We start from the raw sequence: 21,363 nt of genomic DNA, 5'->3' as shown, positions 1-21,363 counted from the left end.
GGGTTTCGAGCACGGGCCTACAGTTGCATTCTTTTTTTAACTGGTATTACCCAACATCCCCTACCAATCCGAGCTCGACCGGGGGATAGGTGCAATGCCGCCAGTTCTAATTCGGTTGAAATCGGTTGCTGTTGGGGGACGGCCAGGCCGAACGGGATTTCCCAGACGTGTCACTACTCGAAGATATTTAAGTAAGAACTGATTGCTGGTGGCCCACGAATTACAGCAGGCAAACTTTTTCTAGCGGACAATGACGGTAGAGAGCTTTCTAAGCAAGGAGGATTTTATGCGTGCAGTGCTAATGGCTGGGGGGTCGGGAACGAGGCTCAGACCCTTGACCTGCGATTTGCCCAAACCGATGGTGCCGATTCTCAATCGCCCGATCGCAGAACACATTATTAATTTGCTAAAAAGGCATCAGATTACGGAAATTATTGCGACGCTGCACTACCTTCCCGATGTCATGCGCGAATATTTTACTGACGGGGCAGAGTTTGGCGTTCAAATAACTTACGCTGTGGAGGAAGATCAACCGCTGGGTACGGCTGGTTGCGTCAAAAATATTGCTGAACTGCTCGATCGAACTTTTCTGGTCATCAGCGGCGACAGCATCACAGACTTCGACTTAACGGCAGCGATCGAATTTCACCGCAGCCAGCAATCCAAAGCCACGTTAATTTTAACTCGCGTTCCCAACCCGATGGAATTCGGGGTCGTGATTACCGAGGAAAATTACCGCATCAGTCGCTTTCTGGAAAAGCCTTCTAGCAGCGAAATTTTCTCCGATACTATCAATACCGGCATTTATATTTTAGAACCCGAAGTCTTGGATTACCTGCCGGTAAATCAGGAGTGCGACTTCTCGAAAGACTTGTTTCCCCTGCTACTGGAAAAAAACGAGCCGATGTACGGTTACATCGCCGAGGGTTACTGGTGCGATGTCGGCCAGCTAGATGTTTACCGGGAATCTCAGTACGATGCGCTGCGGGGAAAGGTCAAACTGGATTTGAGCTACTACAACGAAGTTCGATCGGGAATTTGGGTAGGTCAGAATACTTTTATTGACGATAGCGCGATCGTCGAAGTACCGGCCATGATCGGCAACAATTGCCGAATTGGAGCCCGAGTTAAAATCGATGCCGGTACAGTGATCGGAGATAACGTGACAGTCGGGGCCGACGCCAACCTCAAACGCCCCATCGTCTGGAACGGAGCAATTGTCGGTGAAGACGCGCATCTTAGGGCCTGCGTGATTTGCCGGAGCACCCGCGTAGACAGGCGCGCTCACGTCCTCGAAGGTGCTGTCGTCGGTTCAATGTCCATCGTGGGAGAAGAAGCACAAGTGGGGCCAAGCGTGCGCGTCTGGCCGAGCAAAAATATTGAATCCGGCGCTCTGTTAAATCAAAATTTAATTTGGGGAGAACAAGCTAAGCGGAATTTGTTCGGTCAGCGTGGCGTTCAAGGACTGGCAAATGTGGATGTTACCCCGGAATTTGCGGTGAAATTGGGCGCGGCTTACGGCTCGACTTTGAAACCCGGGACTTCGGTATCGGTTTCTCGCGACCAGCGGAGCATTTCGCGGATGGTTTCGAGGTCTTTGATTGCGGGTTTGATGTCGGTGGGAATTAATGTGGTCAATTTGGAATCGACGGCGATTCCGATCGCGCGCACGGTTTCGTCTACGATATCAATTGCCGGCGGCATTCACGTTCGCATTTCTCCCGATCGCTCCGACCACATTTTAATTGAATTCTTCGATATCAAAGGCATCAATATTACTAAAGGAGCGGAGAAAAAAATCGAGGGGGCTTATTTTAAGGAAGATTTGCGGCGAGCTCTAATTCCCGAAATTGGAGAGATGACGTACTTTAACCAAGCTCTCGATGTTTACAACCGCATTTTTGAGCGGCAGATGAATGTTGAGGCAATACGCTACAGCAATACTAAGGTGGTAATCGATTACGTTTACGCGGTTTCTGGAGCCATTTTGCCCCAAATGCTTGCCAAGTTCGGCTGCGATGCGGTGGTACTCAATGCCAGTCTCAAGCAGACTTCTCTAAGCAACGGAGAACGGGAATATTTGCTCGACCAACTCGGCCGGGTGGTGAAAGCACTCAGCGCGAATTTTGGAGTGCAGGTATCGGCTAACGGCGAACAGCTCATTTTGGTAGATGAGTCTGGGATAGCGATTCGCGGGGAAATGCTGACGGCGCTGATGGTAAATTTGATGCTGACTTCTCATCCCAAAGGTACAGTAGTAGTGCCGGTTCATGCGTCTTCTGCGGTGGAGGCGATCGCCCGACGCTATCAAAGCAAGGTAATCCGCACGAAGGCGAACCCAACTGCTTTGATGGAAGCCGCTAACAGAAACCCGAATGTAGTTTTGGGCGGCAGCGGCCTTATGGGTTTTATTTTCCCGCAGTTGCATCCCGGATTTGACGGAATGTTCTGCATTGCTAAAGTGATAGAAATGATGACGATTCAGGAGCGATCGCTCGGCCAGATCAAGGCGGAACTTCCCCGCATCACCCACCGCAGTTACAGCGTCCGCTGTCCTTGGACTATTAAGGGTTCGCTGATGCGACATTTAGTAGAAACTCATTCGCCCGATCGTTTAGAATTATTAGATGGAGTGAAGATTTTTAACTACAGCGACGACAATTGGGTATTAGTTTTACCCGATGCTAGTGAACCGACCGTTCATATCTTCGCCAACAGTGAGGATCGAGATTGGGTATCTGAAACGTTGAAGGAGTACCGCGCCCTCGTTCACGATTTTGTCAGTCAAGCCGAGGCGGCGGTTCTCCAAGATAAATTTGGTAACGTGTAATCCGTAATCGGTGACAACTAATAGCGAATAGCACCTAAAAATCAGTAATCACCAATTACCAATTTGCAGGCAATTCCCAAAAGCAAGACGCACAAGTCATCGGTACACGGATAGCTATTTTTTCCTTCTTCCTTCTTCTTTCTTCCTTCTTTCTTCAACATCCAATTCCCAATTACGCACAGATAACAGATGAATAGCTGCATTTTGATGGCGGAAATAATTCAACAACCGCAACTCCGTTATACTCCTGACAATCAACTTCAAATCGCTGAGATGTTGGTGCAGTTTCCCGGTCCAAAACCAGAAGATCCGCCCGAACATTTGAAAGTGATAGGATGGGGAAATTTTGCTCAAGAAATTCACGAGAAATATCACGAGGGCGATCGCGTGATTATTGAGGGAAGGCTGAGCATGAATACGATCGAAAGAGATGGTGTTAAAGAAAAGCGCGCTGAACTGACAGCTCAAAGGATTTACAGTGTCGGGGCTGATGCAATGAGTTCGGCTCCCCCAACTAGAACCGCCCCGGAACCGGCTCAAATTCGCGACAGCGCGCCGGCTAATGTGCCGAGCAATGTTGTTCCCATGAGTTCGCGAGGCCGCAGTTCTAACAGCGCTCCCGGTGGCGCTAACCGCACGTCTAGTTCGGATTGGAACTCGCATCAGTCTTCAAATTCTGAGTCCGATAGATCTTCGAGTTCGCCTAACGAGCCGGAAAATCCCGATTACGATCCGATTCCGTTTTAAAAAGAGGAGTGCGTCACTTTACGAGCGATCGCAAAACTTCGCCGTTCGATCGAAAGTGACGCACCTTAATTTAAGAGCGATTCCCTACGGGATAGCTTCGCTTCACGCACTTCAGGAAAAAAAGGGCGATCCTCTTCGAGGGCGGCGCTAACGAATTTGGCTGAACTACGAGCTAAATTGCAAATTTTACAGCTTGATCGTCACAACTTTTTTCTTGCTTTTTTCGTCGCGCAGCACGACGGTATTGTAGGGTGATGTATCCGTCCCCAGCGGAATTGGCAGCTTAAAGCTGCTGCTCTTATGCTTAACTTCGCCTAAATCAATGCTTTTCGTTATATTGCCATCTGTTGCCAGATAAGCGGTAAGTTCGCCTTTATAATCTTCAATCAAAAAGTCTCTGAAGAAAAGGACTTCCCCAGCACCCTCGACATCGATACCAAGGATGACCGTACCGCTAAACGTTGCGCCTTTTTCTTCTTCATCAACCGTCGCCATTTTAATTTCCGAGGGGTCTTGACCGGACATATCTGCCATAATTTTTTCTCGTGAGCGGAGCGCAATAATTAACAAGAATCTTACTTCACGCTAGGGGCGATCGCAAAACTCTTAGGACGTATTTCTGCATCCGTCTTGCTTCTCTCTAAGGTTAGAGAAGCAAAACCGCGCATTATACCACCAATTCTCTCAATTCTTGAGTCAGTAAGTACAGACCGTTAAAATTATCTCTATAAAACCCCCCAATCTCGCAAACACCGTCGCGTTAATTCGATTCGATATTTAGCATTTTTAAGCCTCTGATCACAAAGGTTTCAACTGTTGAGTAAAAAATTGTTTACCCATGTAGATGATTGATATCTGTTTGCGATCGGCAATTATATTGAATTTACAACAGAGGATCGCGAGATCCTGCGTCAGCTATTGCTTATAAATGGGTAGAAATTTTCAGCTCAACAGTTGTATTTTTTGTGGAGTAAAAGTTTGAGGACTGTTAGTACATTTGTAGGGGGGAAGTCCAGCTTAAAGAACCCCCGTGCGTTTACGCCATCGAGTGTCAATTGTTATGGGAAGCATTGATCGAGAGAGGACTTGCATTCCTGGCTACAAACTTGACATCGTATTAGTTCGGGGGCCGGGGGAGGCGAAAACTCAGGGGACTGAGGATTTGATTGAGAGTTCGCAGTTGTTCAGCAGTGCCCAAACAAATCAGCATATCTCCTCCTTCGATCGCAGTTTCTCCAGTAGGCCCCACAATCAAAGTTCCGCCAGCGCGCCGCACTGCTAAAACCAAAGCCCCCGATTGCGATCGCAACTTGGCATTTCTCAAAGTTTGCCCGACGTAGACACAACTATTGGGATCGACCAAAAATTCTTCCATGTAAAAAGAACTCTCGGTACCCGTCAAAACACCGTCTAAAAAATCCATAACTTGAGGCCGCAAAGCCGCCGCAGCCATGCGTTTTCCCCCGGTAATGTAGGGGGATACGACGGCATCGGCGCCACCCCGCTGCAACTTCTTTACGGCTTCTTCTGTGGTGGCGCGGGCGATCGCCCGTACCTTCGGATTCAGAGTTTTCGCCGACATGACAGTGTATAAATTCTCGGCATCCGAAGGCAAAGCTGCTACTATGCAAATTGCGCGATCGATCCCCACATTCACCAAAGTTTCGTCCAAAGTCGCGTCTCCTTGCACAGCCGTGTACCCCAGCGCCAAAGCTGCCTCAACCGACTGCACCGCCGAATCTATCACCACAAAAGAGATATATTCGGCTTGAAATTCCAAGGCAATTTGGCGACCAGTGCGCCCAAAACCGCAGAGAATGTAATGCCCGATCAAAGAATCTACCAATCGTCGCTGCTGCCTAATTCTTGCTCCTTCTTGAAAATATCCTTCAATTAGCGCTTCTGTAAAGCGGTTGACGATGAAACCAATCACAATCACGCCCATCAAAATCAGGCATATGGTAAACATTCGCCCACGTTTGCCGAGGGGGTGAAGTTCACCGTAGCCGACAGTTGCGAGGGTAAAGACTGTCATGTAAGCGGCATCGAGCAAAGACCATTTTTCCACCAGCCGATACCAGAGAGTACCCGTGCATACAATGCCACCAAGGGCGATGACTCCGTTTCTTAAGTCTTTTTGCAGGCGCTGGTACTTTTGTTCTAGAGTTGAATACACCGATCGGGCTGACCTATTACCTATTAGCTGCTACCAAATTAAACCATATCAGCCCTAGACCCAGGGGCGGTCAAAAAGCCAGTTTCTGCCTAGATAATTTGCTGCCAAACTCAACATTTTGACTCTTAACCCGGTTTTTTTTGGGTGAGTTCCGACGGAGTTCCAATCCCATCGCAGAGGTGGCGATTGTTTGAATTGGCGATCGGATTTGTCTGAAAATAATTGCGGGCTCCATCGCAACCCTGCATCAACAAATCGTCAAGATTAAAATTCCACAGCATCACAGTACCGTCAGCACTAGCACTAGCGATCGCTTTGCCGTCTGGACTAAAACTCGCACTCCAAACAGCATCCTTGTTACCTTTTAAAGTTTTGAGCAATGTACCGTCAATGTTCCACAGCCTCACCATTTTGTCTGTGCTTGCAGATAGCAACATTTGACTGTCGGGACTAAAGCTGATATTTGTCACTCCACTTGTATGCTTTAAAATACTTAGTGGTGTGCCGTCTTTGCTCCAAATTCTCGCAGTTCCCCCAGCACTTGCAGTCGCCAGCATTGCTCCGTTTGGACTGAAAGTTACACTCAGAATTTTATCACTTTCAACCTGTAAAGTTCGGAGCAATTTGATATCGGTGCTTGCTTCGATTGACTGCTGTTTTTGCAACTTTTCCACAATCTTTCTCAAACTCCAAAGTTTAACAGTGCCATCAGTGCCAGCCCCAGCAATTATCTGACCGTCTGGGCTAAAATTCGTGCTGGTTATCCAACCTCGCTCCACTTTTAAACTTAACAATTCTTCACCGTTGATCTTCCATAGTTTAACTGTTCCATCGGCACTTGCTGAAGCAATTATTTTACCATCTGGACTACAAGAGATGCTTGTTATTTGACTGCGATGTCCTTTTAAATCATGAATCAATTTGCCATCTTTTTGCCAAACTTTGAGAGTTTGGTCGTCGCTTGCAGAGACAATTATCTGACCGCTAGGACTGAAAATTGCCCTTCTAATTTTATCAGTATGCCCTGTCAATGTTGCTTGCAAAGTTCCATTAGTTTGCCAAAGCTTGATATAATTATCATCGGTAGCAGTCACAATTGTTTGACTGTCGGGACTGAAACTCGCGAAAGCAAGGGTACTGGCTTGAGTCTGCAAGCGGCGGCGTTCCCGAAAGTTGTAAACTGCCTGTTCGAGGGCGATCGCCACTCGCATCTGAATATCTGAACTCACTCCGAGCGATCGTTTCATTTCTGTAACAGCTCTAATGCTTTCTAGCAAAGCTTCTTCTTTTTTATCGGCGGCAAATAGCGTTTCTGATAGCAAACTGAGAGTGAGAATTTTGTAGTTTCTTTCTTCGATTGACGGTTTTACCCAAAAATTTACTATCAGGATTGATATTAATATGACTGCGGCTCCTGTAACTGTTTGGACTCTCAGTTGTTGCTCGCGCCAAAGTTTAAGCGCAATCACTTTTTTCTGCTTTTGTGCTTCGCTTAGTTCCTCTAGTAACTTTTTTTCGCGGCGCAGTTGTTCCATTTCAGCTTGAGTTTGTTTTTCGCGATCGCGCAATTTGGCCAATTCCGCTTCTTGACTCGCACCTAAAAATTGATAATCTTGGGTGTTCAAACTTTTATTTGCCGCCCACTGTCGGGCATCTTCCAGCGCTTGACCCCGCAACAAGCGAGATTCGTCTTGACAATTTGTAGCTATCCATGCTGTTAGGGATTCAGCATAGGGGCGCAAGTCGCCGAGTGCTTTTTCTACCCAGCTATGGCTGAATATAGCTGCGTAAATGCGGTTGGATACGGTTAATTTCCCGGCTCGTTTTACTACTAATCCGCTCAGCCGCAATTCTGTTTGTTCGGGAGTATCATCCGCCCATATTCCCCCTACCAGGGCGGGCACGGGGGCACCGCCCCTACAATCGGGGGGTTCTGAAAGTGGCAATATTTTTTGATATAGTCCTAATAACCTACTGGCGCGGTGCGGACTTCTGAGAAGGCGATCGCGAATTGTTTTGATGTGTACCGGTTCATCGGATGATTCCCAATTATCAATAATATGAGATTGTACTATCTCGCTAACTAATAATTGATTTGTAGTAAAATTTTCAGTTTTGCTTTCATCCGTTGAATCTGATATAATAGAAGCGGACGCTAAGCTTTTTACATGGTGCAAAATCAGCTTGCAAAGCTTTTGAGTCAGAAAGGGCTGCCCTCCAGTCCAGTCCAAAATCTCTTTTAACACCTCTTGAGGATTGTCTACTTGTCCCTCAAATCCCTTTGCTAAAGGCAGAGCTTCTTGTAAGTTAAAACCGTGCAATTCAATAGGTAAACCGATATTAAAGGGTGTGCGAGTTGCATCGCTAATTAAATCAGAGGGCGTAGCTACTCCCAGCAAAGCAAATGTAATGCGCTGGTATTCTGAATTGTGAGCGCGTTTATTGTAGCAACATCTAATTAATGCAAAAAAATCGTCTAGCGGTTCTTGGAAACTCAGAACGCTATCAATTTCATCAATAAAAATGACCAGGTTTTGAGAAATTTTGACCAGCAGCAATTCTTCAATTAACTCTCCTAAGCGCTGCACCGGCGACATCAACTCTCTCTCCCGCCACCAAGTCATAAACTCGACTGGGTTAAACAGGTTGAAGCTGCACAAGAGTTTGTAAGCGACGCCGCCGTACCACTTATCTAGAGAGACTTGCTGGTTGCCAATGTCCGAAAGGTCGATCGTAGCACAGGCAATACCATCAGCCGAGAGCTTTTGTACAGTTCGCACCAGCAAACTCGATTTGCCCATTTGTCGGGAATTGAGCACGTAACAAAACTCTCCAGCTTTCAGGGCTTGATAAAGTTCTGAGTCAGCTTGTCGCACTACATAAGTAGGTGCATTTTGCGGGAGACTGCCGCCGATTTGATATTGGTAATCCACTGTCATTATCTAGCCTCTAGTTAGATTGTTGGCGCACTTGTGTTGTGCCTTTACCGCACACTATTCCACCATTCTGATAAGTTGGTTCCGCTGGTTTAATTGTACCAGGAGAATCAGCTCCGCACAATATAGATGTGATCGCTATGTTATTTTTAGAAGAATTTGAGTCAACTTTTATAGCAGGAATTACAAAGGCACCACCGATTATAGATGTGGTCGTTATTGGAGTTTTAGAAGCATTTGAATCAAATTTTGTAACAGGAATTACAAAAACTCCACCCACAAAGCTTTTAAGATCTTTATGTTTTGAGACTCCATAATTAAATGTTGCTTCTTTTGTTGTATGGTGGGAATATTTGTAATTTTCTGTCTCGGATTTAATAATGCGAATTCCTAAAGCTTTAACAGAAGTGCTAAAAACACTTTTTACGGCAAAATAGGCTTGCTGACGTTTGTTGATTAAGCTAATATAATCTCTGGGTTCCCATTGCTTGTTATTCCTAAGCTTAACCTGAAAGGATGGCACAGCTACCGAAGCCAATACTCCCATCACCATTAAAATCACTAAGCATCCACCAACATTCGATGCAAGGCTAGCTGATTTAGAATTTTGTTGACTCATAGTTTTGTATCCTCTCTGTTTATAGTAAAGACTTTAGTCCGGGAAATCTCAATTAAATGCCGATTTGATATGAGTAATTAACTGTCATTATATTGCATATATTTAGATTAGTGCGGCCATTGTGTTGTGCCTTTACCACAAGCAATTTTACCATTTTCATAGGTGGGTTCCGCTGGTTTAATTGTACCGGGAGAATCAGCTTCGCACAATATGGACGTTGTAGTTCTTTCCTCTTTAGCAGCATTTGGCTCAAAGTTTTTAGCAGCCACCAGAAAAACACCACCGACATAACTTTTGGACTTGTTTCCCTTTGCTACTGCATAATTAAATGCTGCTTTCTTAGTGGCCCGAATTGAATACTTGAAATGTGTTGTCTCTCTTTCAATGCCAATTCCCAAAGCCTTAACAGAACTGGAAAAAGCATTTTTTTCTGCAAAATAGGCTTGCTGACCTCGGTTCACTGAGCTAACATACTGTTGCGCTTGAAATGTCATATATGATGTCATATACTTATCATGCGCGCTATCACCCAGGAATGATGGCAGAGCGATCGCGCCAATTACTCCAATGCCCATTAAAAGCAATAAGCATCCGCAACCATTAGGTAAAATGCTAGCTGATTTAGAATCTTGTTGACTCATAGTTTTTTATCCTCCCTGTTTGTAGTAAAGACTTTAGTCCGGTAAATCTCAATTGAATGCCGATTTGATATTAGTAATCGACTGTCATTATCTTGGGTATAGTTAGATTATCTGGTCGGTTGTGTTGTGCCTTTACCGCAAGCAATTTTACCATTTTCATAGGTTGGTTCCGCTGGTTTAATTGTACCGGGAGAATCAGCTTCGCACAATATGGATGTTGTCGTTATTTCCTCTTTAGCAGCATTTGGCTCAAATTTTTTAGCAGGAACTAGAAAGACACCGCCGACATAAGTTTTTAATTCTTTCTTCTTGGATACTCCATAATGAAATGCTGCTTTCTTAGTGGCACGAAGTGAATACTTAAAATTTGTTGTCTCTGTTTTAATTCCAAGTCCTAAAGCATCAAAATAAGTAGCAAAAGCACTTGTTTCTATAAATACGGCTTGCTGTGCGCGGTTCATTGAGCCAACATACTGTTTGTTTTCGGATTGCGGCGGTACACACCCACCCTGACGCAGAAATGATGGCAGAGCGAGCGCGCCAATTACTACTACAATTCCCATTAAAAGCAATAAGCATCCGCAACCTTTAAAAGCTAAATTGCTAATACTTGATTCTTGATATTTACTCATGGTGTTGTCTAGTTAAATGGTATATACAATGCGAATTAAAGTCGGCGAGACAGAGCCTCTGGATCTGCGTTACCAGGCTCTGCCTGGTAACGAATAAAAGGAGGGAATACTAATCTCTAAGCTCGCAGCTTTTGTACTTCTTTTCGGTCAATGGATGTTGGCTGAACCACTTTACTGCCGATCGCAAAATCGCGCAATTCCACTCTTGTAAACTTCACACCCCAAGGATCTGTCGCTGTATCCAACTCCTCTACTAAAGCATTATTGATTTCATGGCGAGCCGTGTAAAGTTCCTCCATAGATAATGTCGCAATGTGAGTCCGAATTGAAAGAATCAGCATATTTAACATCGCTTCCTTGAGATTCTGCACTTTGTAGGAAGCTTTTTCTAAGTCAATTATTCGCCAGTAAACAATAAACTCAACGGTGATGGCAAGGCGATCGCGCGTCATGCATGGTTGCGGTGGCAAGTTTAAAATTTGCTCGCGCAGAGTTTGTTTATAGGCGACTGTTTCGACGAAGGGAATCAAAAAAGTCAAACCAGGTTCGAGTTTTTTGCGATCGTACTTCCCGAAAATTTCAACTAATGCCTCATCTCCTTGACGGACGATTTTGACGCTGCTGGCTAAGGATACTCCGGTGATTGCAAACAACACCATCAAAAAATACTGATACATAATGAATCTCCTGGTAATTTTAAGCTGTGAACTAAAGATGAATTGAGGTTAATGCCAAGGTTTAGCTGTTGATGTGAATTAATCTGTCAGGTACAACAATCAGCGTGTTTCCTTCGCGGCGCAAAACGTAAACTTTTTGTCGGGGTGCGATCGCCCCTTGGGAATCTTCATTGCGAGCTTTCCACGAAGCCCCTTCATAAATCACCATTCCGGTTTCTCCGGGGAAAATTTCGGAGATTGTTGTCGCTTCGGTTGCTTCGGGAATCACAAACTTTTTGCGAACAATAAAAATTGGTCGAATCCAGATGCTCAGCGCGAGGGCTATCCCCATCCAGTAGAAAATCTGCCAGTCAAAATCTTCATACATTATGTTGGCCCAACTAAACTGAAATGCTACAGATCCTCTCCACAAAATAAAGGATTCAATTACAGCCGAAGCTCCCATCATTAGCACGTAAAATCTGTATTTCTGGGGCTGAGTTTTGATGATTAATAGCTCGATCGCACTAAGCACAACTCCGAGTAGCAGCCAGAATAGGGGCGGGGTGAAAGCGAAACCGGGTTGATTAGTGGCTGAGGCCAGCGACCAAATTAGGATAGAATGCACAATGCTTTTACCTCGTTGCGATGTAGCTCAACCTTGTTATTTCTAATCTAATCAGGTGGCTATTTGAGTTGGCGACTGAGTTATTGGAAAAATCATCGACTTTTCATCGACTTTTCATCGACTTTAGGGACGGTTGGCATTTATGATGGTTTCAGTGTTTTGATTGTGATAAGCAATGCCACGATCGCTAAGGGTGCGCGAAGAGTGCATTCGCGCAGTTAAATCCTGTCTCCTGAGAAATGGCTTCCCCAGTCAGAAAATCCTGGCTGAGGATTTAGGGATGGCCCAATCTACAGTCAGCCATTTTCTGAATGGCAAACCTGTGGATTATGCCAATTTCATCGAAATTTGTCGCGGATTGGGGCAGGAATGGCGCGATATAGCCGATTTTGAGGCGAATGCAGAGCCAGAGGAGGTAGTGCTGGTGAGGGCAACAGTGGCGATCGTCTTCGAGGGCTTTCCTTCGGATCGCTTCGCTAACGCCAACGCCCGATCGACCTCACACAAAACCCTTGCTCAGCAGTTACACCAAGCTTTGAGTGCGGGAGGCCACGAGGTCTTTTTTATTAACAACAGCAGCGACTCAGGCTCATATTTAAAGCGTTGCGATTATTTGCTGTTGCTTATTTCCGAAGAATCGGCCGCTAGCGAAATGATATTGGAACAAGTGCAGCTAGCCAAGGAATTGCACAATCTAACTGCTCATAAACCCGCAATTTTACCGATTTTATTTGAATTAAATACACCGCTTTCTTTTGATTTACTGAGCTATTTAGCAGGAATTCAGCCCTGGCTGTGGCGCGGTCTTGGCGAGTCATTTAAGTTAATATCACAAATTTTAACCATTATCAAAGAAGGTCGCACATCGTTAACTGCCGACCATGAATTAGCTGTAGAATGGAAAGTAATTACTAGCACCCAACAGTCAATAATTCAACCCCTGCCAGCAGCGCCGCCAGAATTGCCGGGAGGACAAGTTGAACTCACTTCTTGTTTTTATATCGATCGCCCTCCGATCGAATCGCGCTGTTACGAGACGATCGCCCAACCGGGAGCGCTGATCCGCATAAAAGCACCCAGACAAATGGGCAAAACTTCCTTGATGGCGAGGATTTTGCATCATGCAGAAGTGCAAGGTTCTCGCACGGTAGCGCTGAGTTTTCAGCTAGCAAATCGGAAAATATTCGCTAATTCAGATACATTTTTGCAGTGGTTTTGTGCTAGCATTGGTCAAGAGTTAGGAATGCTGGAGCAGTTGCCCAAGTGTTGGGAATTAGCCGATTTGATTGGCAGCAATCAGTGCTGCAAAGCTTATTTTGAACAGTATTTGCTGTCAGAATCCTCAAAACCTCTGACGTTAGGCTTGGATGAGAGCGATCGCCTGTTTGAATCGCCGGAAATTGCCGACGACTTCTTTGGGTTATTGCGAGCTTTACACGAAGAAGCAAAACGGCGCGATATTTGGAAAAAGTTTCGCTTGATTGTGGTGCATTCTACGGAAGTATATATCCCGCTGGATGTGAATAAATCACCGTTTAATGTGGGATTGCCGATTGATTTGCCGGAGTTTAATTCGCAGCAAGTGCAAGATTTGGCAAAGCGGCACGGCTTGAACTGGAGTGGGAAGGAAGTTGCAGAATTGATGGGGTTAGTGGGCGGAAATCCTTATTTAATGCGGCTAGGAATGTATCATATTTCGCGTCAAGATGTGACTTTAGATCGGTTAGTGAAAGAATCTGCAACTGAAGCGGGAATTTACAGCGATCATTTGCGGCGACACTTATGGAATTTAGAGAAATATTCGGAATTAATGGAGGCGATGAGAGAGATTGTGAGTGTTTCCCAGCCAGTTAGATTGAGGTCAGAATTGGGGTTTAAGTTAAATAGTATGGGGTTGGTGAAATTGGAGGGAAATCATTGCATTCCGAGATGTCAGTTGTATCAGGAGTATTTTGGCGATCGGCTATAAGCCCAGAGAAACCGGGTTTCTGAGGAAAAATCTAAGGTTGATTGCAAAGTCTTGGCCAGAAACCCGATTTCTAACCCTGGGATAACTCCCGAGAAACCGGGTTTGTGAGGAAAAATCTCAGGTTGATTGCCAAGTCTTGGCCAGAAACCCGGTTTTTGTCACAGGTGTGTGTTGCGTAAGTCCCAGAAAAGTCGATGAGAAGTCGATGAGAACTCACTCAAGTTCTCAAATAGCCAGGTGATTTAATAAAAATAGAGTAGAAGCAAGGCGCAGTAGGCGAGGTTTGCAAACCCCACCGCACTCAATGGACTGGATGAAAACGACGCTAAAAATAACTTGCTTGTTTTTCTTGGCATCGACTGTTAGATTAGGCGATATTAGACAAGCTACGCCTGCACTCGCTGTTTGACTCTAGAATCCCCATCTGTTGACGCTGGGGAGTATGTCAATCACTTGAAAACTACTCTGCTAACACATTTGGACAACTACCATGCAGCTTAAAAAAAATCCTCAACTCGATGCACTCAACAAACAAGCAGTATCGAGAACAACCATGCAGCTTAAGACAAACCCTCAACTCGATGCACTCGATAAAAAAGCGGAATTTTCAGAAAAAAATATTCTCCCTGACAAAAAACGTAAAGGAACTTTACTGAAAATCACTTTTATTGGTGTTCCTGCGGTCATGATACTTGCTGCGAACGCCATCCCTTATATTTTCGGCAGTTGTGGTGGCGCGAATACGCCAAAGCGAAAAGCTCTACACTATGTTAACTCAATGACCAAAGCTCAACAAGCAATATACGCCGAGGAGGGTGCATTTTCTAATTCCATGGATGCCCTGGGTATCGGTCCTAAAACTCAGACAACCAACTATAACTATTCAATCATCGCTACAAAAAATGCTGCGTTTAGTTATGGAGTATCCATCACGGAAACTAAGGAGCTTACTAGCTATGTCGGGGCTGTATTTTTAGTACCTGTTTTCCAAGCAGCTAACAAAGAGAAGACTACTGTATCCATTCTGTGTGCAGCAAATTCTCCTGGAAATACCCAACCGCCTGCTCCTATCCTTCAGAATGATGTTCCTGTCTGCGCTACGGGTACAGAATCATTGACGAAGTAAACACCGACATTAATGATAATCTCATGTTACCTGAAATTTTCAAAGGCTTCCTCGTCTTAGCTTGCATCTTCATTCCCCTAGAAAGAATCTTTTCCTTGCACAAGCAAAAGATATTCCGTCTCGGATGGGCTACCGATGCCACTTATTTTTTTACAGGTCACTTTATTGGCAGATCGGGCGCTATTGTTGTGACTGTTATTTTGTCGCTGATGACTAATTTACTCAACCCGGAATTTCAAAACAAAGTAGCGTCTCAACCTATCTGGTTGCAGTTGGCAGAAGCAGTTATCGTTTCAGATATGGCATATTATATCGCTCATAGACTACTGCATGAAGTACCCTGGCTTTGGCAATTTCATGCCGTCCATCACAGCATTGAACACATGGATTGGTTAGCAGCAGTGCGGGTGCATCCCTGCGAGCAAATTTTTACTCAGATTGGCAAAATTATGCCTCTTTACTGGTTGGGATTTACCAAGGAGAGTTTGGTAGTTTATGCTCTTTATTCTGCGGCGATAGCGTTTTTAATTCATTCTAATATTAAATTAAAATTTGGGATATTAAAATGGTTCGTAGCCACCCCACAATTTCATCACTGGCATCACAGTAAAATTCCCGGAATAAACAACAAAAACTTTGCTGTTCAGTTGCCACTGTTAGATTTGCTATTTGGCACTATCTATATGCCAGCCAAAAAAATGCCTCATCAATATGGAATCTGTGATTCTATACCTGCTGGATATGTCGGACAAATGTTCTATCCATTTTCAAGGATGATGAAAAATGCTAGATGAAAATGCAAAACCTGGTATTCATGGTTATTTGCGGATTTGGCTGGTAATTATGGGTTTTGGCTTGACGAGTGTTGCTTCTCTGGGTGCAGTTGCCCTATTTCATCACATGGATATCCTAACTTTTATCGCCAGTTTAAATACGAAACAAGTAAGTGTTGCCCAATTGCAGCAGGGTAAGTTGAAACCAGTGATTTTGATCGATGTGCGATCGCCCGAAGAATACGCGGAAGATCGCATCGGTGAAAGTCCGCTGGTTCCCCTAACTGATATTGAGTTAGGGTTCGGTGTCAAGCAGGTGCAATCCATTGTCAAAGCAAGGGTTAAATCCGATCGACCTCAGCCGATAATTGTACTTTATTGTGCCAGAGGAGGGCGATCGGTTAAAGCATACAAACAGTTGGAAAAAGTCGCTCGGTATTCCCAAGAATCTGGAGGAAATGAGACTAATAAGATTAAGGATACTAGCCTGAATGTTGTTGTCCTTTCAGGCGGTATCAAAGCGTGGCGGCAAGCAGTGCCGGCTGCAAAAGATGCCCAGATATTAGCCCCAATTACTTTGCACAGCTTCATAAAGTCTCCCTCAGTCACCCTGCTTTCGGAATGAATCGGGGCAGTTGTGACCAAATTGATTTCTGTCAAATCTCTATCAATAGAAAGGTGTATCGTGCTGACAGATTAGCTATCTTCAAGAAAAGTAGCCATTATCCTCAGCAATCTGCAACGGTTGGCTGTTTGGGCAGGCAGCACAATAATTAGAGTTAGCATAACTTTATTCCATGCAAAACACCCTAGAGATACTTCCTTCTTCCGACTCGCCGAGTCTTCCCAAAAAGCAACCCCCACCCCCAAATTACGAAGCAGCCGATCGCCAATTTGTCAATTTGCTAGAAGTCGAGGATTTAGACAAGACGGTGGCGACAAAACCGTTACTTGTCAGCGATTTTGAAAGCGCGATCGCCTATGCAATTCAAGCAGCTTACCAACAGGAACCGGGCGATGAGGCCGCTCACCGCTTCTTGCAGCGCGTGCTTTACCGCATCAACCGCCTCAACTTGTTTTGGTACGACGATTTGCGCCGCTACAACAACGAGCGATCGCACTATTTGCGTTCTGTGCGCGATCGCATTGAGGAACCTTGGCAGCAGTGGGAACTGGCGGAAATCGACGTTGCAGCGTTGCAAAAATTGTCGGATGTCAAGCAAGCGCTGCGCGATCGCGCGGCCGCCGATGTCGATCCTCCGCTAACTGAGCTCGATCGCTACCAGCGGGAACAGATGACTGAAGAGGGATACAAACACCTACTGGCGATCGCCTCTTTCGACGGTTTAGTGGAAGCCAGCCGCCTTTCTCGCATCCTCGGCGGCGCCGGCAACGAAATTCAGTGCACCCTTACCCGAGTGCTGATCGAAGAATATGGCGGCGGTCGCCTCCCCCGCAAGCACTCGACCTTTTTTGCTCAAATGCTGGCCGAATTCGATATGAGTACAGAACCAGAAGCGTACTTCGATTTAGTGCCTTGGGAAGTGCTCGCAAGCATTAATCACAACTTTCTGCTGACGGAACGCAAGCGCCATTTTCTGCGCTACAACGGCGGACTAACTTATTTTGAGGTGGCGGGGCCGGTCGCTTACCGCAATTATCTAGCCGCCGCCCAGCGTCTGGGCCTCTCGCAGGCTGCGATGGGTTATTGGGAACTGCACATCAAAGAAGATGAGCGTCACGGCCGCTGGATGTTGGATGAAGTGGCGATCCCGCTGGTTGATAGATACCCGCAGGAAGCGTGGGAGCTGGTGTTGGGGTACGATCAGGAGAAGTCGATCGGCGATCGGGCTGCGGCTGCTGTAGTGCGATCGATCCAAGCGGCAGAACGGAATTAACGGCTATTTAGGGTGCATAAGTCTTGGATGCACCCTCGATCTTGCACAGTTCTCAATCAGGCTGTGAGGAACAGGCTTTCCGGCCTGTTCCACAAGAAATACCCTCTTTGTGGAACAGGCCGGAAAGCCTGTTGCTGACAATGGTCGAACAGGCATCTTGCACCTACCAGGCCTGTATTTTAAAATGCTGTCATTAACTGAATTAGCTCGATCGACAAATCTCTTTGCGACTTTTGCTGCTTCTTAAACAAAACTCCAGCCAACAGATAGATATTTTCCGAATAAAAAGCCATTCCCTGTTCTCGCAGAGTGGCGATCGCGCTTTTCACCTTGGGTTCCGAGCTATAATAGCCAAAATTCAAAGGTGCAATCTCAAAATTCGCAACCGAGTACCCTCGATCCAAAGCATAATCGATCAAACCCACAGGATTAGAATAGCTAGAAACCATCAGCAAAACTTCATCGCAGCCCAAAGATAAAAGTTTCTTAGCAATTGTCGAACCATCACTCCCACCGTGCAACAGCGGCTGGTAAATCTTATCATCCACCGCCGGCAAGTAAGGCGGATTTGATATAACACAATCCGCCGACTCGTATAAAGGCGAATCAAAAAAAGAGCAATTGTTGACGGTGTATTGTTCGCTCAGTTCATATTGCTTAATTTGAGACTGAGCAATTTTCCAAGCTACATTATTTAGCTCAAATCCCTGTATTGTCCCATCAAAATCACTTCTCAGCAAAGACTTAATAACTGGACTTCCCTCTCCTGAACCAAACTCTACGATAAGTCGAGAATTGTCACTAGCATTTAACACTAAACTTTCCAAGCAGTGCGCGTAAAAATCCGATTCTTCCGGGCAGTGGAATACCTGTTTCAGAGGATGGGATGAAGTGAGCATAAATTCTGTAACAAAGTTGACTATTTTAAAAGTATCGAATAACTAATATCCCAGCCATCTGTCGCAAGAGCTATTTTATCAACTTGTGCAATCTCTCTCTTCCTGTTTTATCTGGTCGCTCGAATAACTATTACTGCCGACAGATTATCAAATTAACTAGATTAATCCGATTGACAGATTGCAATTATATAGCGATCGCTGGTGAGATAGTACCTAAGCAAATGATGGTAAATTTTAATATTGTCAGATATGACCTTTTTTAATTATTCAGTTCCGCCTCTGCGCCGGAAACAGCTTAACATCGAGGTTCAGGATTTAGAAGGCCTTTGGCAGGTTCAGTTTCCCCTTGGCAAAGATCGATTTTATTCACAATTTTATACTTGTCTCGATCGAACTTGCTTGCTTTGGAGCATGCTGTTAATACCCATCTTCGGCACAGCACAATTTTTTTCTGTGAGTAGGATGCTGCAAGCAGGTTTGTGGTCAGCGCTCAGCCTCGTAGGTACAGCAGCCATGGTAAGCATGACATACTCTTGGGTCAAAATAGAACGCCTGGCTTGGGTGCTTTACGGTTGGGTAATACTAATGTTATTAGGATTGCTGCTGACCGATTTAGCAATTTTTCTGCGTTGGGGAAAAGTGTTGGCGGATCTCTGTCCCCTGTGGTTGGGAATGAGCGGAATAGGGTATTTGGGGACTGGATTTGCAGTGCGATCGCGCGCACTTTTAGCAGCAAGTTTATTTCACCTCTTGGGGATTTTGATTTTGCCTTACGTGGGCGGTTGGTCTTTCCTATTTACGGGAACCGTAATGGTATTTAGCTTGCTCGTTTTAGCCGAATTGCAATGGGATATGCACCAGCCGATTAACAGGCTGCATTAACTTCTGTACCACCGCGATTCCAAGAGGTATCAACGTAAAGCATTAACCACAAGTGATGAGTACATTGCTAATGACTGACGATCTCATGCCCGCTAGAATAACGTCACTGCAATTGGTTGGTAGTGAGGATTCTTCGTTCTCCTCAAATTTTGAGGAATGAAGCCCTCACTAAACAACGGATAGGGGTTATGTTAGCGGACACGATATTACTGATGGCTGATAACTAATTGCCACCAGACTGTACAGATTTGCGGGTTTGGTTAGTATCGTCGCCCTTGTGATGCCACGTGCCACCTTCGCCTTGAACGTATTCAGCTTTTACGCTGTTCCAAGCAACGCTAGTAGCACCATCGGCGCTCATTCCATCTTCACTAGCGCTCTTAAAAGCCGCCTGAAAAATTTGTTTCGCCCCTTGGGGGAGTTCTTGTGCTTCCGAAGGTAAGGTGTCAAATTGTTGTTCTGGCATAATGACCTCTAATTATTAAACATAATTTTAATCTTATATACAAGAAGCAACTACTTTCCTCTCTCTAAAAGCAAGTTTTCAACCGCATTTTTCTCATTCCCAAGACAGATGTAATATTAAATTTATTCTGAATGACAAAGGGAATTGACTTGCCGTTGCTGGTTGGCCCGGATTTTGGTAATTTCTTTTCTGAAACAGTCATTAATCTGATTTCGGCTTTTTCACTTGCGAATTTAGAAAAAGCGATGAACATTAGATAGCCAATTCTGGCAATAATTCGATACAGCATACTTGATGTCTGCTTGTGAAATGTGTTAGAGAATAAGCGCTATCTGGCATAGTTTTGGGTTTACTATATCAGAGTTTAGCCGATCGCACTCACAAGCAATTCTGACGACTGCGCCGCCGTTAGTTAATTTCATGTCGCGGCGGCACGACTCGGATAGCCCTCAGTTCGCCTTCGTGTTTGAGGCAACTCAAATCCCTGTCAAAAGCCTTGTTGTTGAGGGGTTGCAGGTGTTCTGGCCACTCAGAGCGAGCCATCGGGCGTTTTGAGATAATTTAGTTTCCTGAGAAAGTTTGAGCGGTATGCTGCGAGGGGCAAAATTGCCAGTAGCAAGTTAAGGAAAAATAGCGCTCAAAAAAATTTAAAACTAACTCCTCTGGCATAGGACTAACCCAAAATTGACGGTAATAAAATCAATAGTTTCTGGCTCGAAGCACCTGCTGCCGGGGAAAATTTATAGGAAGAGCCACGCGCTTGTCTCAGAAACCCGGTTGATTCGTATATGTCTCGTTACTCAACCAAAATTTTTCATATCAGCCCGGTTTCTATCCCCCGTACACAAATTTTGATTGAGCTAGTCGGCCGCTCAATCAAATTTCATCCACCACCTGAAATAAAAAGCCATTTTGTCAAATATTCCTAAAGATGAATGGCGAACTAGAAGCATACGTAATAGCTTATAAACTGTTAACGCGACGCTGTAATTAATCAGGGAAAAATTATCGAGGGAACGGGACTAAATTTGCTCCCTTACCTTCATTATTCCGCAGCGAAGGTTAGAAAATTTGCACGTTACGCTGTCAATTTGACCCTGCGGTTTTGGCATCACAAGCGATCGCAAGACTATACGTAAAAGCAAGCATTACCATGAAATCTTCTAAATTGTTGAAAGCTGTTTTAGCAAGCGCTTGTACTTTAGGTTTAGCAACGGTTTCCTTCGCAGTGCCTGCTTCTGCCCAGTCGGGCGGTGCTGGAGGCGGTGCAGGCGGCGGTGCAGGCGGTAGCGTCGGCAGTGGCACAAGCGGTACGACTGGCACAAGCGGTACGACAGGCACCGGCACAAGCGGTACCAGCGGTACGAGTGACACTGGTACCAGCGGTACGACAGGCACCGGCACAAGCGGTACCAGCGGTACGACAGGCACCGGCACAAGCGGTACCAGCGGTACGACAGGCACCGGCACAAGCGGTACCAGCGG

General features: G+C 45.3%; 20 protein-coding genes and 1 pseudogene. 9 read left to right on the top strand and 12 right to left on the bottom strand.

Annotated features, from left to right (window positions below; translation table 11 throughout):
* The first annotated feature begins 286 nt into the window (after positions 1–286).
* On the top strand, positions 287–2,830 hold the full coding sequence (locus tag QUB33_RS14945) for a mannose-1-phosphate guanyltransferase (RefSeq protein ID WP_333351396.1): 2,544 nt from the start codon (positions 287–289) through the stop codon (positions 2,828–2,830).
* A gap of 189 nt (positions 2,831–3,019) precedes the next feature.
* A complete protein-coding gene (locus QUB33_RS14940; protein ID WP_333351395.1) occupies positions 3,020–3,577 on the top strand; it encodes a single-stranded DNA-binding protein in 558 nt (185 codons plus the stop codon).
* Positions 3,578–3,763: 186 nt separating this feature from the next.
* Here QUB33_RS14940 and QUB33_RS14935 read toward each other — a convergent pair whose 3' ends face one another.
* The 8 genes from QUB33_RS14935 to QUB33_RS14900 all read right to left on the bottom strand — a co-directional run bounded on the left by QUB33_RS14935 (position 3,764) and on the right by QUB33_RS14900 (position 11,865).
* Complete coding sequence (locus QUB33_RS14935) at positions 3,764–4,111, bottom strand: hypothetical protein (RefSeq protein ID WP_333217991.1); 348 nt, start codon at positions 4,109–4,111, stop codon at positions 3,764–3,766.
* A gap of 583 nt (positions 4,112–4,694) precedes the next feature.
* Entirely contained in the window at positions 4,695–5,753 is a 1,059-nt protein-coding gene (locus QUB33_RS14930; RefSeq protein WP_333351394.1) for a potassium channel protein, read from the bottom strand.
* Positions 5,754–5,878: 125 nt separating this feature from the next.
* Complete coding sequence (locus tag QUB33_RS14925) at positions 5,879–8,692, bottom strand: AAA-like domain-containing protein (RefSeq protein ID WP_333351393.1); 2,814 nt, start codon at positions 8,690–8,692, stop codon at positions 5,879–5,881.
* A 10-nt stretch (positions 8,693–8,702) separates the two neighbouring features.
* Positions 8,703–9,308 carry a type IV pilin-like G/H family protein gene (locus QUB33_RS14920; RefSeq protein ID WP_333351392.1) on the bottom strand — a complete coding sequence of 202 codons (606 nt, stop codon included), beginning with the start codon at positions 9,306–9,308 and terminating at the stop codon, positions 8,703–8,705.
* Between the two features lie 107 nt (positions 9,309–9,415).
* On the bottom strand, positions 9,416–9,949 hold the full coding sequence (locus QUB33_RS14915; protein WP_333351391.1) for a type IV pilin-like G/H family protein: 534 nt from the start codon (positions 9,947–9,949) through the stop codon (positions 9,416–9,418).
* 107 nt (positions 9,950–10,056) lie between these two features.
* Positions 10,057–10,581, bottom strand: a complete 525-nt coding sequence (locus QUB33_RS14910) for a type IV pilin-like G/H family protein (protein WP_333351390.1) — start codon at positions 10,579–10,581, stop codon at positions 10,057–10,059.
* A 116-nt stretch (positions 10,582–10,697) separates the two neighbouring features.
* Positions 10,698–11,258, bottom strand: a complete 561-nt coding sequence (locus QUB33_RS14905) for a paraslipin (protein WP_006633489.1) — start codon at positions 11,256–11,258, stop codon at positions 10,698–10,700.
* Positions 11,259–11,319: 61 nt separating this feature from the next.
* On the bottom strand, positions 11,320–11,865 hold the full coding sequence (locus tag QUB33_RS14900) for an NfeD family protein (RefSeq protein WP_333351389.1): 546 nt from the start codon (positions 11,863–11,865) through the stop codon (positions 11,320–11,322).
* A gap of 175 nt (positions 11,866–12,040) precedes the next feature.
* Here QUB33_RS14900 and QUB33_RS14895 point away from each other — a divergent pair, with 175 nt between their 5' ends.
* The 5 genes from QUB33_RS14895 to QUB33_RS14875 all read left to right on the top strand — a co-directional run bounded on the left by QUB33_RS14895 (position 12,041) and on the right by QUB33_RS14875 (position 17,631).
* Positions 12,041–13,834, top strand: coding sequence for an AAA-like domain-containing protein (locus QUB33_RS14895; RefSeq protein WP_333351388.1), 1,794 nt, complete (start codon positions 12,041–12,043; stop codon positions 13,832–13,834).
* A gap of 490 nt (positions 13,835–14,324) precedes the next feature.
* Positions 14,325–14,960, top strand: a complete 636-nt coding sequence (locus QUB33_RS14890; RefSeq protein WP_333351387.1) for a type IV pilin-like G/H family protein — start codon at positions 14,325–14,327, stop codon at positions 14,958–14,960.
* A 23-nt stretch (positions 14,961–14,983) separates the two neighbouring features.
* Complete coding sequence (locus QUB33_RS14885; protein ID WP_333351386.1) at positions 14,984–15,754, top strand: sterol desaturase family protein; 771 nt, start codon at positions 14,984–14,986, stop codon at positions 15,752–15,754.
* Positions 15,744–16,358: a rhodanese-like domain-containing protein gene (locus QUB33_RS14880; protein ID WP_333351385.1), complete on the top strand. Its 615-nt coding sequence runs from the start codon at positions 15,744–15,746 to the stop codon at positions 16,356–16,358. The genes QUB33_RS14885 and QUB33_RS14880 overlap by 11 nt, the downstream gene beginning before the upstream one ends.
* 172 nt (positions 16,359–16,530) lie before the next feature.
* Positions 16,531–17,631 carry an iron-containing redox enzyme family protein gene (locus tag QUB33_RS14875; protein WP_333351384.1) on the top strand — a complete coding sequence of 367 codons (1,101 nt, stop codon included), beginning with the start codon at positions 16,531–16,533 and terminating at the stop codon, positions 17,629–17,631.
* 179 nt (positions 17,632–17,810) lie between these two features.
* Here QUB33_RS14875 and QUB33_RS14870 read toward each other — a convergent pair whose 3' ends face one another.
* On the bottom strand, positions 17,811–18,530 hold the full coding sequence (locus QUB33_RS14870) for an SAM-dependent methyltransferase (RefSeq protein WP_333351383.1): 720 nt from the start codon (positions 18,528–18,530) through the stop codon (positions 17,811–17,813).
* 249 nt (positions 18,531–18,779) lie between these two features.
* Here QUB33_RS14870 and QUB33_RS14865 point away from each other — a divergent pair, with 249 nt between their 5' ends.
* Positions 18,780–19,412 (top strand): hypothetical protein, encoded by a 633-nt coding sequence (locus tag QUB33_RS14865; RefSeq protein ID WP_333351381.1) that lies wholly within the window; start codon positions 18,780–18,782, stop codon positions 19,410–19,412.
* 223 nt (positions 19,413–19,635) lie between these two features.
* On the opposite strand, the gene QUB33_RS14860 is transcribed toward QUB33_RS14865, so the two are convergent.
* The 3 genes from QUB33_RS14860 to QUB33_RS14850 form a co-directional block, all read right to left on the bottom strand.
* Complete coding sequence (locus tag QUB33_RS14860; protein ID WP_333351380.1) at positions 19,636–19,878, bottom strand: ChaB family protein; 243 nt, start codon at positions 19,876–19,878, stop codon at positions 19,636–19,638.
* 64 nt (positions 19,879–19,942) lie between these two features.
* On the bottom strand, positions 19,943–20,167 hold the full coding sequence (locus QUB33_RS14855; RefSeq protein WP_333351379.1) for a hypothetical protein: 225 nt from the start codon (positions 20,165–20,167) through the stop codon (positions 19,943–19,945).
* A gap of 119 nt (positions 20,168–20,286) precedes the next feature.
* Positions 20,287–20,421, bottom strand: a complete 135-nt coding sequence (locus QUB33_RS14850; protein WP_333351378.1) for a hypothetical protein — start codon at positions 20,419–20,421, stop codon at positions 20,287–20,289.
* A gap of 610 nt (positions 20,422–21,031) precedes the next feature.
* Here QUB33_RS14850 and QUB33_RS14845 point away from each other — a divergent pair.
* Positions 21,032–21,363 (top strand): annotated as a pseudogene (locus QUB33_RS14845) (hypothetical protein); the annotation flags it as partial.

This window comes from Microcoleus sp. B3-A4 (assembly GCF_036705385.1).
Lineage (GTDB): Bacteria > Cyanobacteriota > Cyanobacteriia > Cyanobacteriales > Microcoleaceae > Microcoleus.
This window is presented reverse-complemented; position numbering and strand designations above follow the sequence as displayed.

Excerpts from the sequence above, each read along its gene's own strand:
- QUB33_RS14945 (WP_333351396.1), top strand. The coding sequence starts at position 287 with ATGCGTGCAGTGCTAATGGCTGGGGGGTCGGGAACGAGGCTCAGACCC.
- QUB33_RS14940 (WP_333351395.1), top strand. The coding sequence starts at position 3,020 with ATGAATAGCTGCATTTTGATGGCGGAAATAATTCAACAACCGCAACTC.
- QUB33_RS14935 (WP_333217991.1), bottom strand. The coding sequence starts at position 4,111 with ATGGCAGATATGTCCGGTCAAGACCCCTCGGAAATTAAAATGGCGACG.
- QUB33_RS14925 (WP_333351393.1), bottom strand. The coding sequence starts at position 8,692 with ATGACAGTGGATTACCAATATCAAATCGGCGGCAGTCTCCCGCAAAAT.
- QUB33_RS14920 (WP_333351392.1), bottom strand. The coding sequence starts at position 9,308 with ATGAGTCAACAAAATTCTAAATCAGCTAGCCTTGCATCGAATGTTGGT.
- QUB33_RS14915 (WP_333351391.1), bottom strand. The coding sequence starts at position 9,949 with ATGAGTCAACAAGATTCTAAATCAGCTAGCATTTTACCTAATGGTTGC.
- QUB33_RS14910 (WP_333351390.1), bottom strand. The coding sequence starts at position 10,581 with ATGAGTAAATATCAAGAATCAAGTATTAGCAATTTAGCTTTTAAAGGT.
- QUB33_RS14905 (WP_006633489.1), bottom strand. The coding sequence starts at position 11,258 with ATGTATCAGTATTTTTTGATGGTGTTGTTTGCAATCACCGGAGTATCC.
- QUB33_RS14895 (WP_333351388.1), top strand. The coding sequence starts at position 12,041 with ATGCCACGATCGCTAAGGGTGCGCGAAGAGTGCATTCGCGCAGTTAAA.
- QUB33_RS14890 (WP_333351387.1), top strand. The coding sequence starts at position 14,325 with ATGCAGCTTAAAAAAAATCCTCAACTCGATGCACTCAACAAACAAGCA.
- QUB33_RS14885 (WP_333351386.1), top strand. The coding sequence starts at position 14,984 with ATGTTACCTGAAATTTTCAAAGGCTTCCTCGTCTTAGCTTGCATCTTC.
- QUB33_RS14880 (WP_333351385.1), top strand. The coding sequence starts at position 15,744 with ATGCTAGATGAAAATGCAAAACCTGGTATTCATGGTTATTTGCGGATT.
- QUB33_RS14875 (WP_333351384.1), top strand. The coding sequence starts at position 16,531 with ATGCAAAACACCCTAGAGATACTTCCTTCTTCCGACTCGCCGAGTCTT.
- QUB33_RS14870 (WP_333351383.1), bottom strand. The coding sequence starts at position 18,530 with ATGCTCACTTCATCCCATCCTCTGAAACAGGTATTCCACTGCCCGGAA.
- QUB33_RS14865 (WP_333351381.1), top strand. The coding sequence starts at position 18,780 with ATGACCTTTTTTAATTATTCAGTTCCGCCTCTGCGCCGGAAACAGCTT.
- QUB33_RS14860 (WP_333351380.1), bottom strand. The coding sequence starts at position 19,878 with ATGCCAGAACAACAATTTGACACCTTACCTTCGGAAGCACAAGAACTC.
- QUB33_RS14855 (WP_333351379.1), bottom strand. The coding sequence starts at position 20,167 with ATGCTGTATCGAATTATTGCCAGAATTGGCTATCTAATGTTCATCGCT.
- QUB33_RS14850 (WP_333351378.1), bottom strand. The coding sequence starts at position 20,421 with ATGGCTCGCTCTGAGTGGCCAGAACACCTGCAACCCCTCAACAACAAG.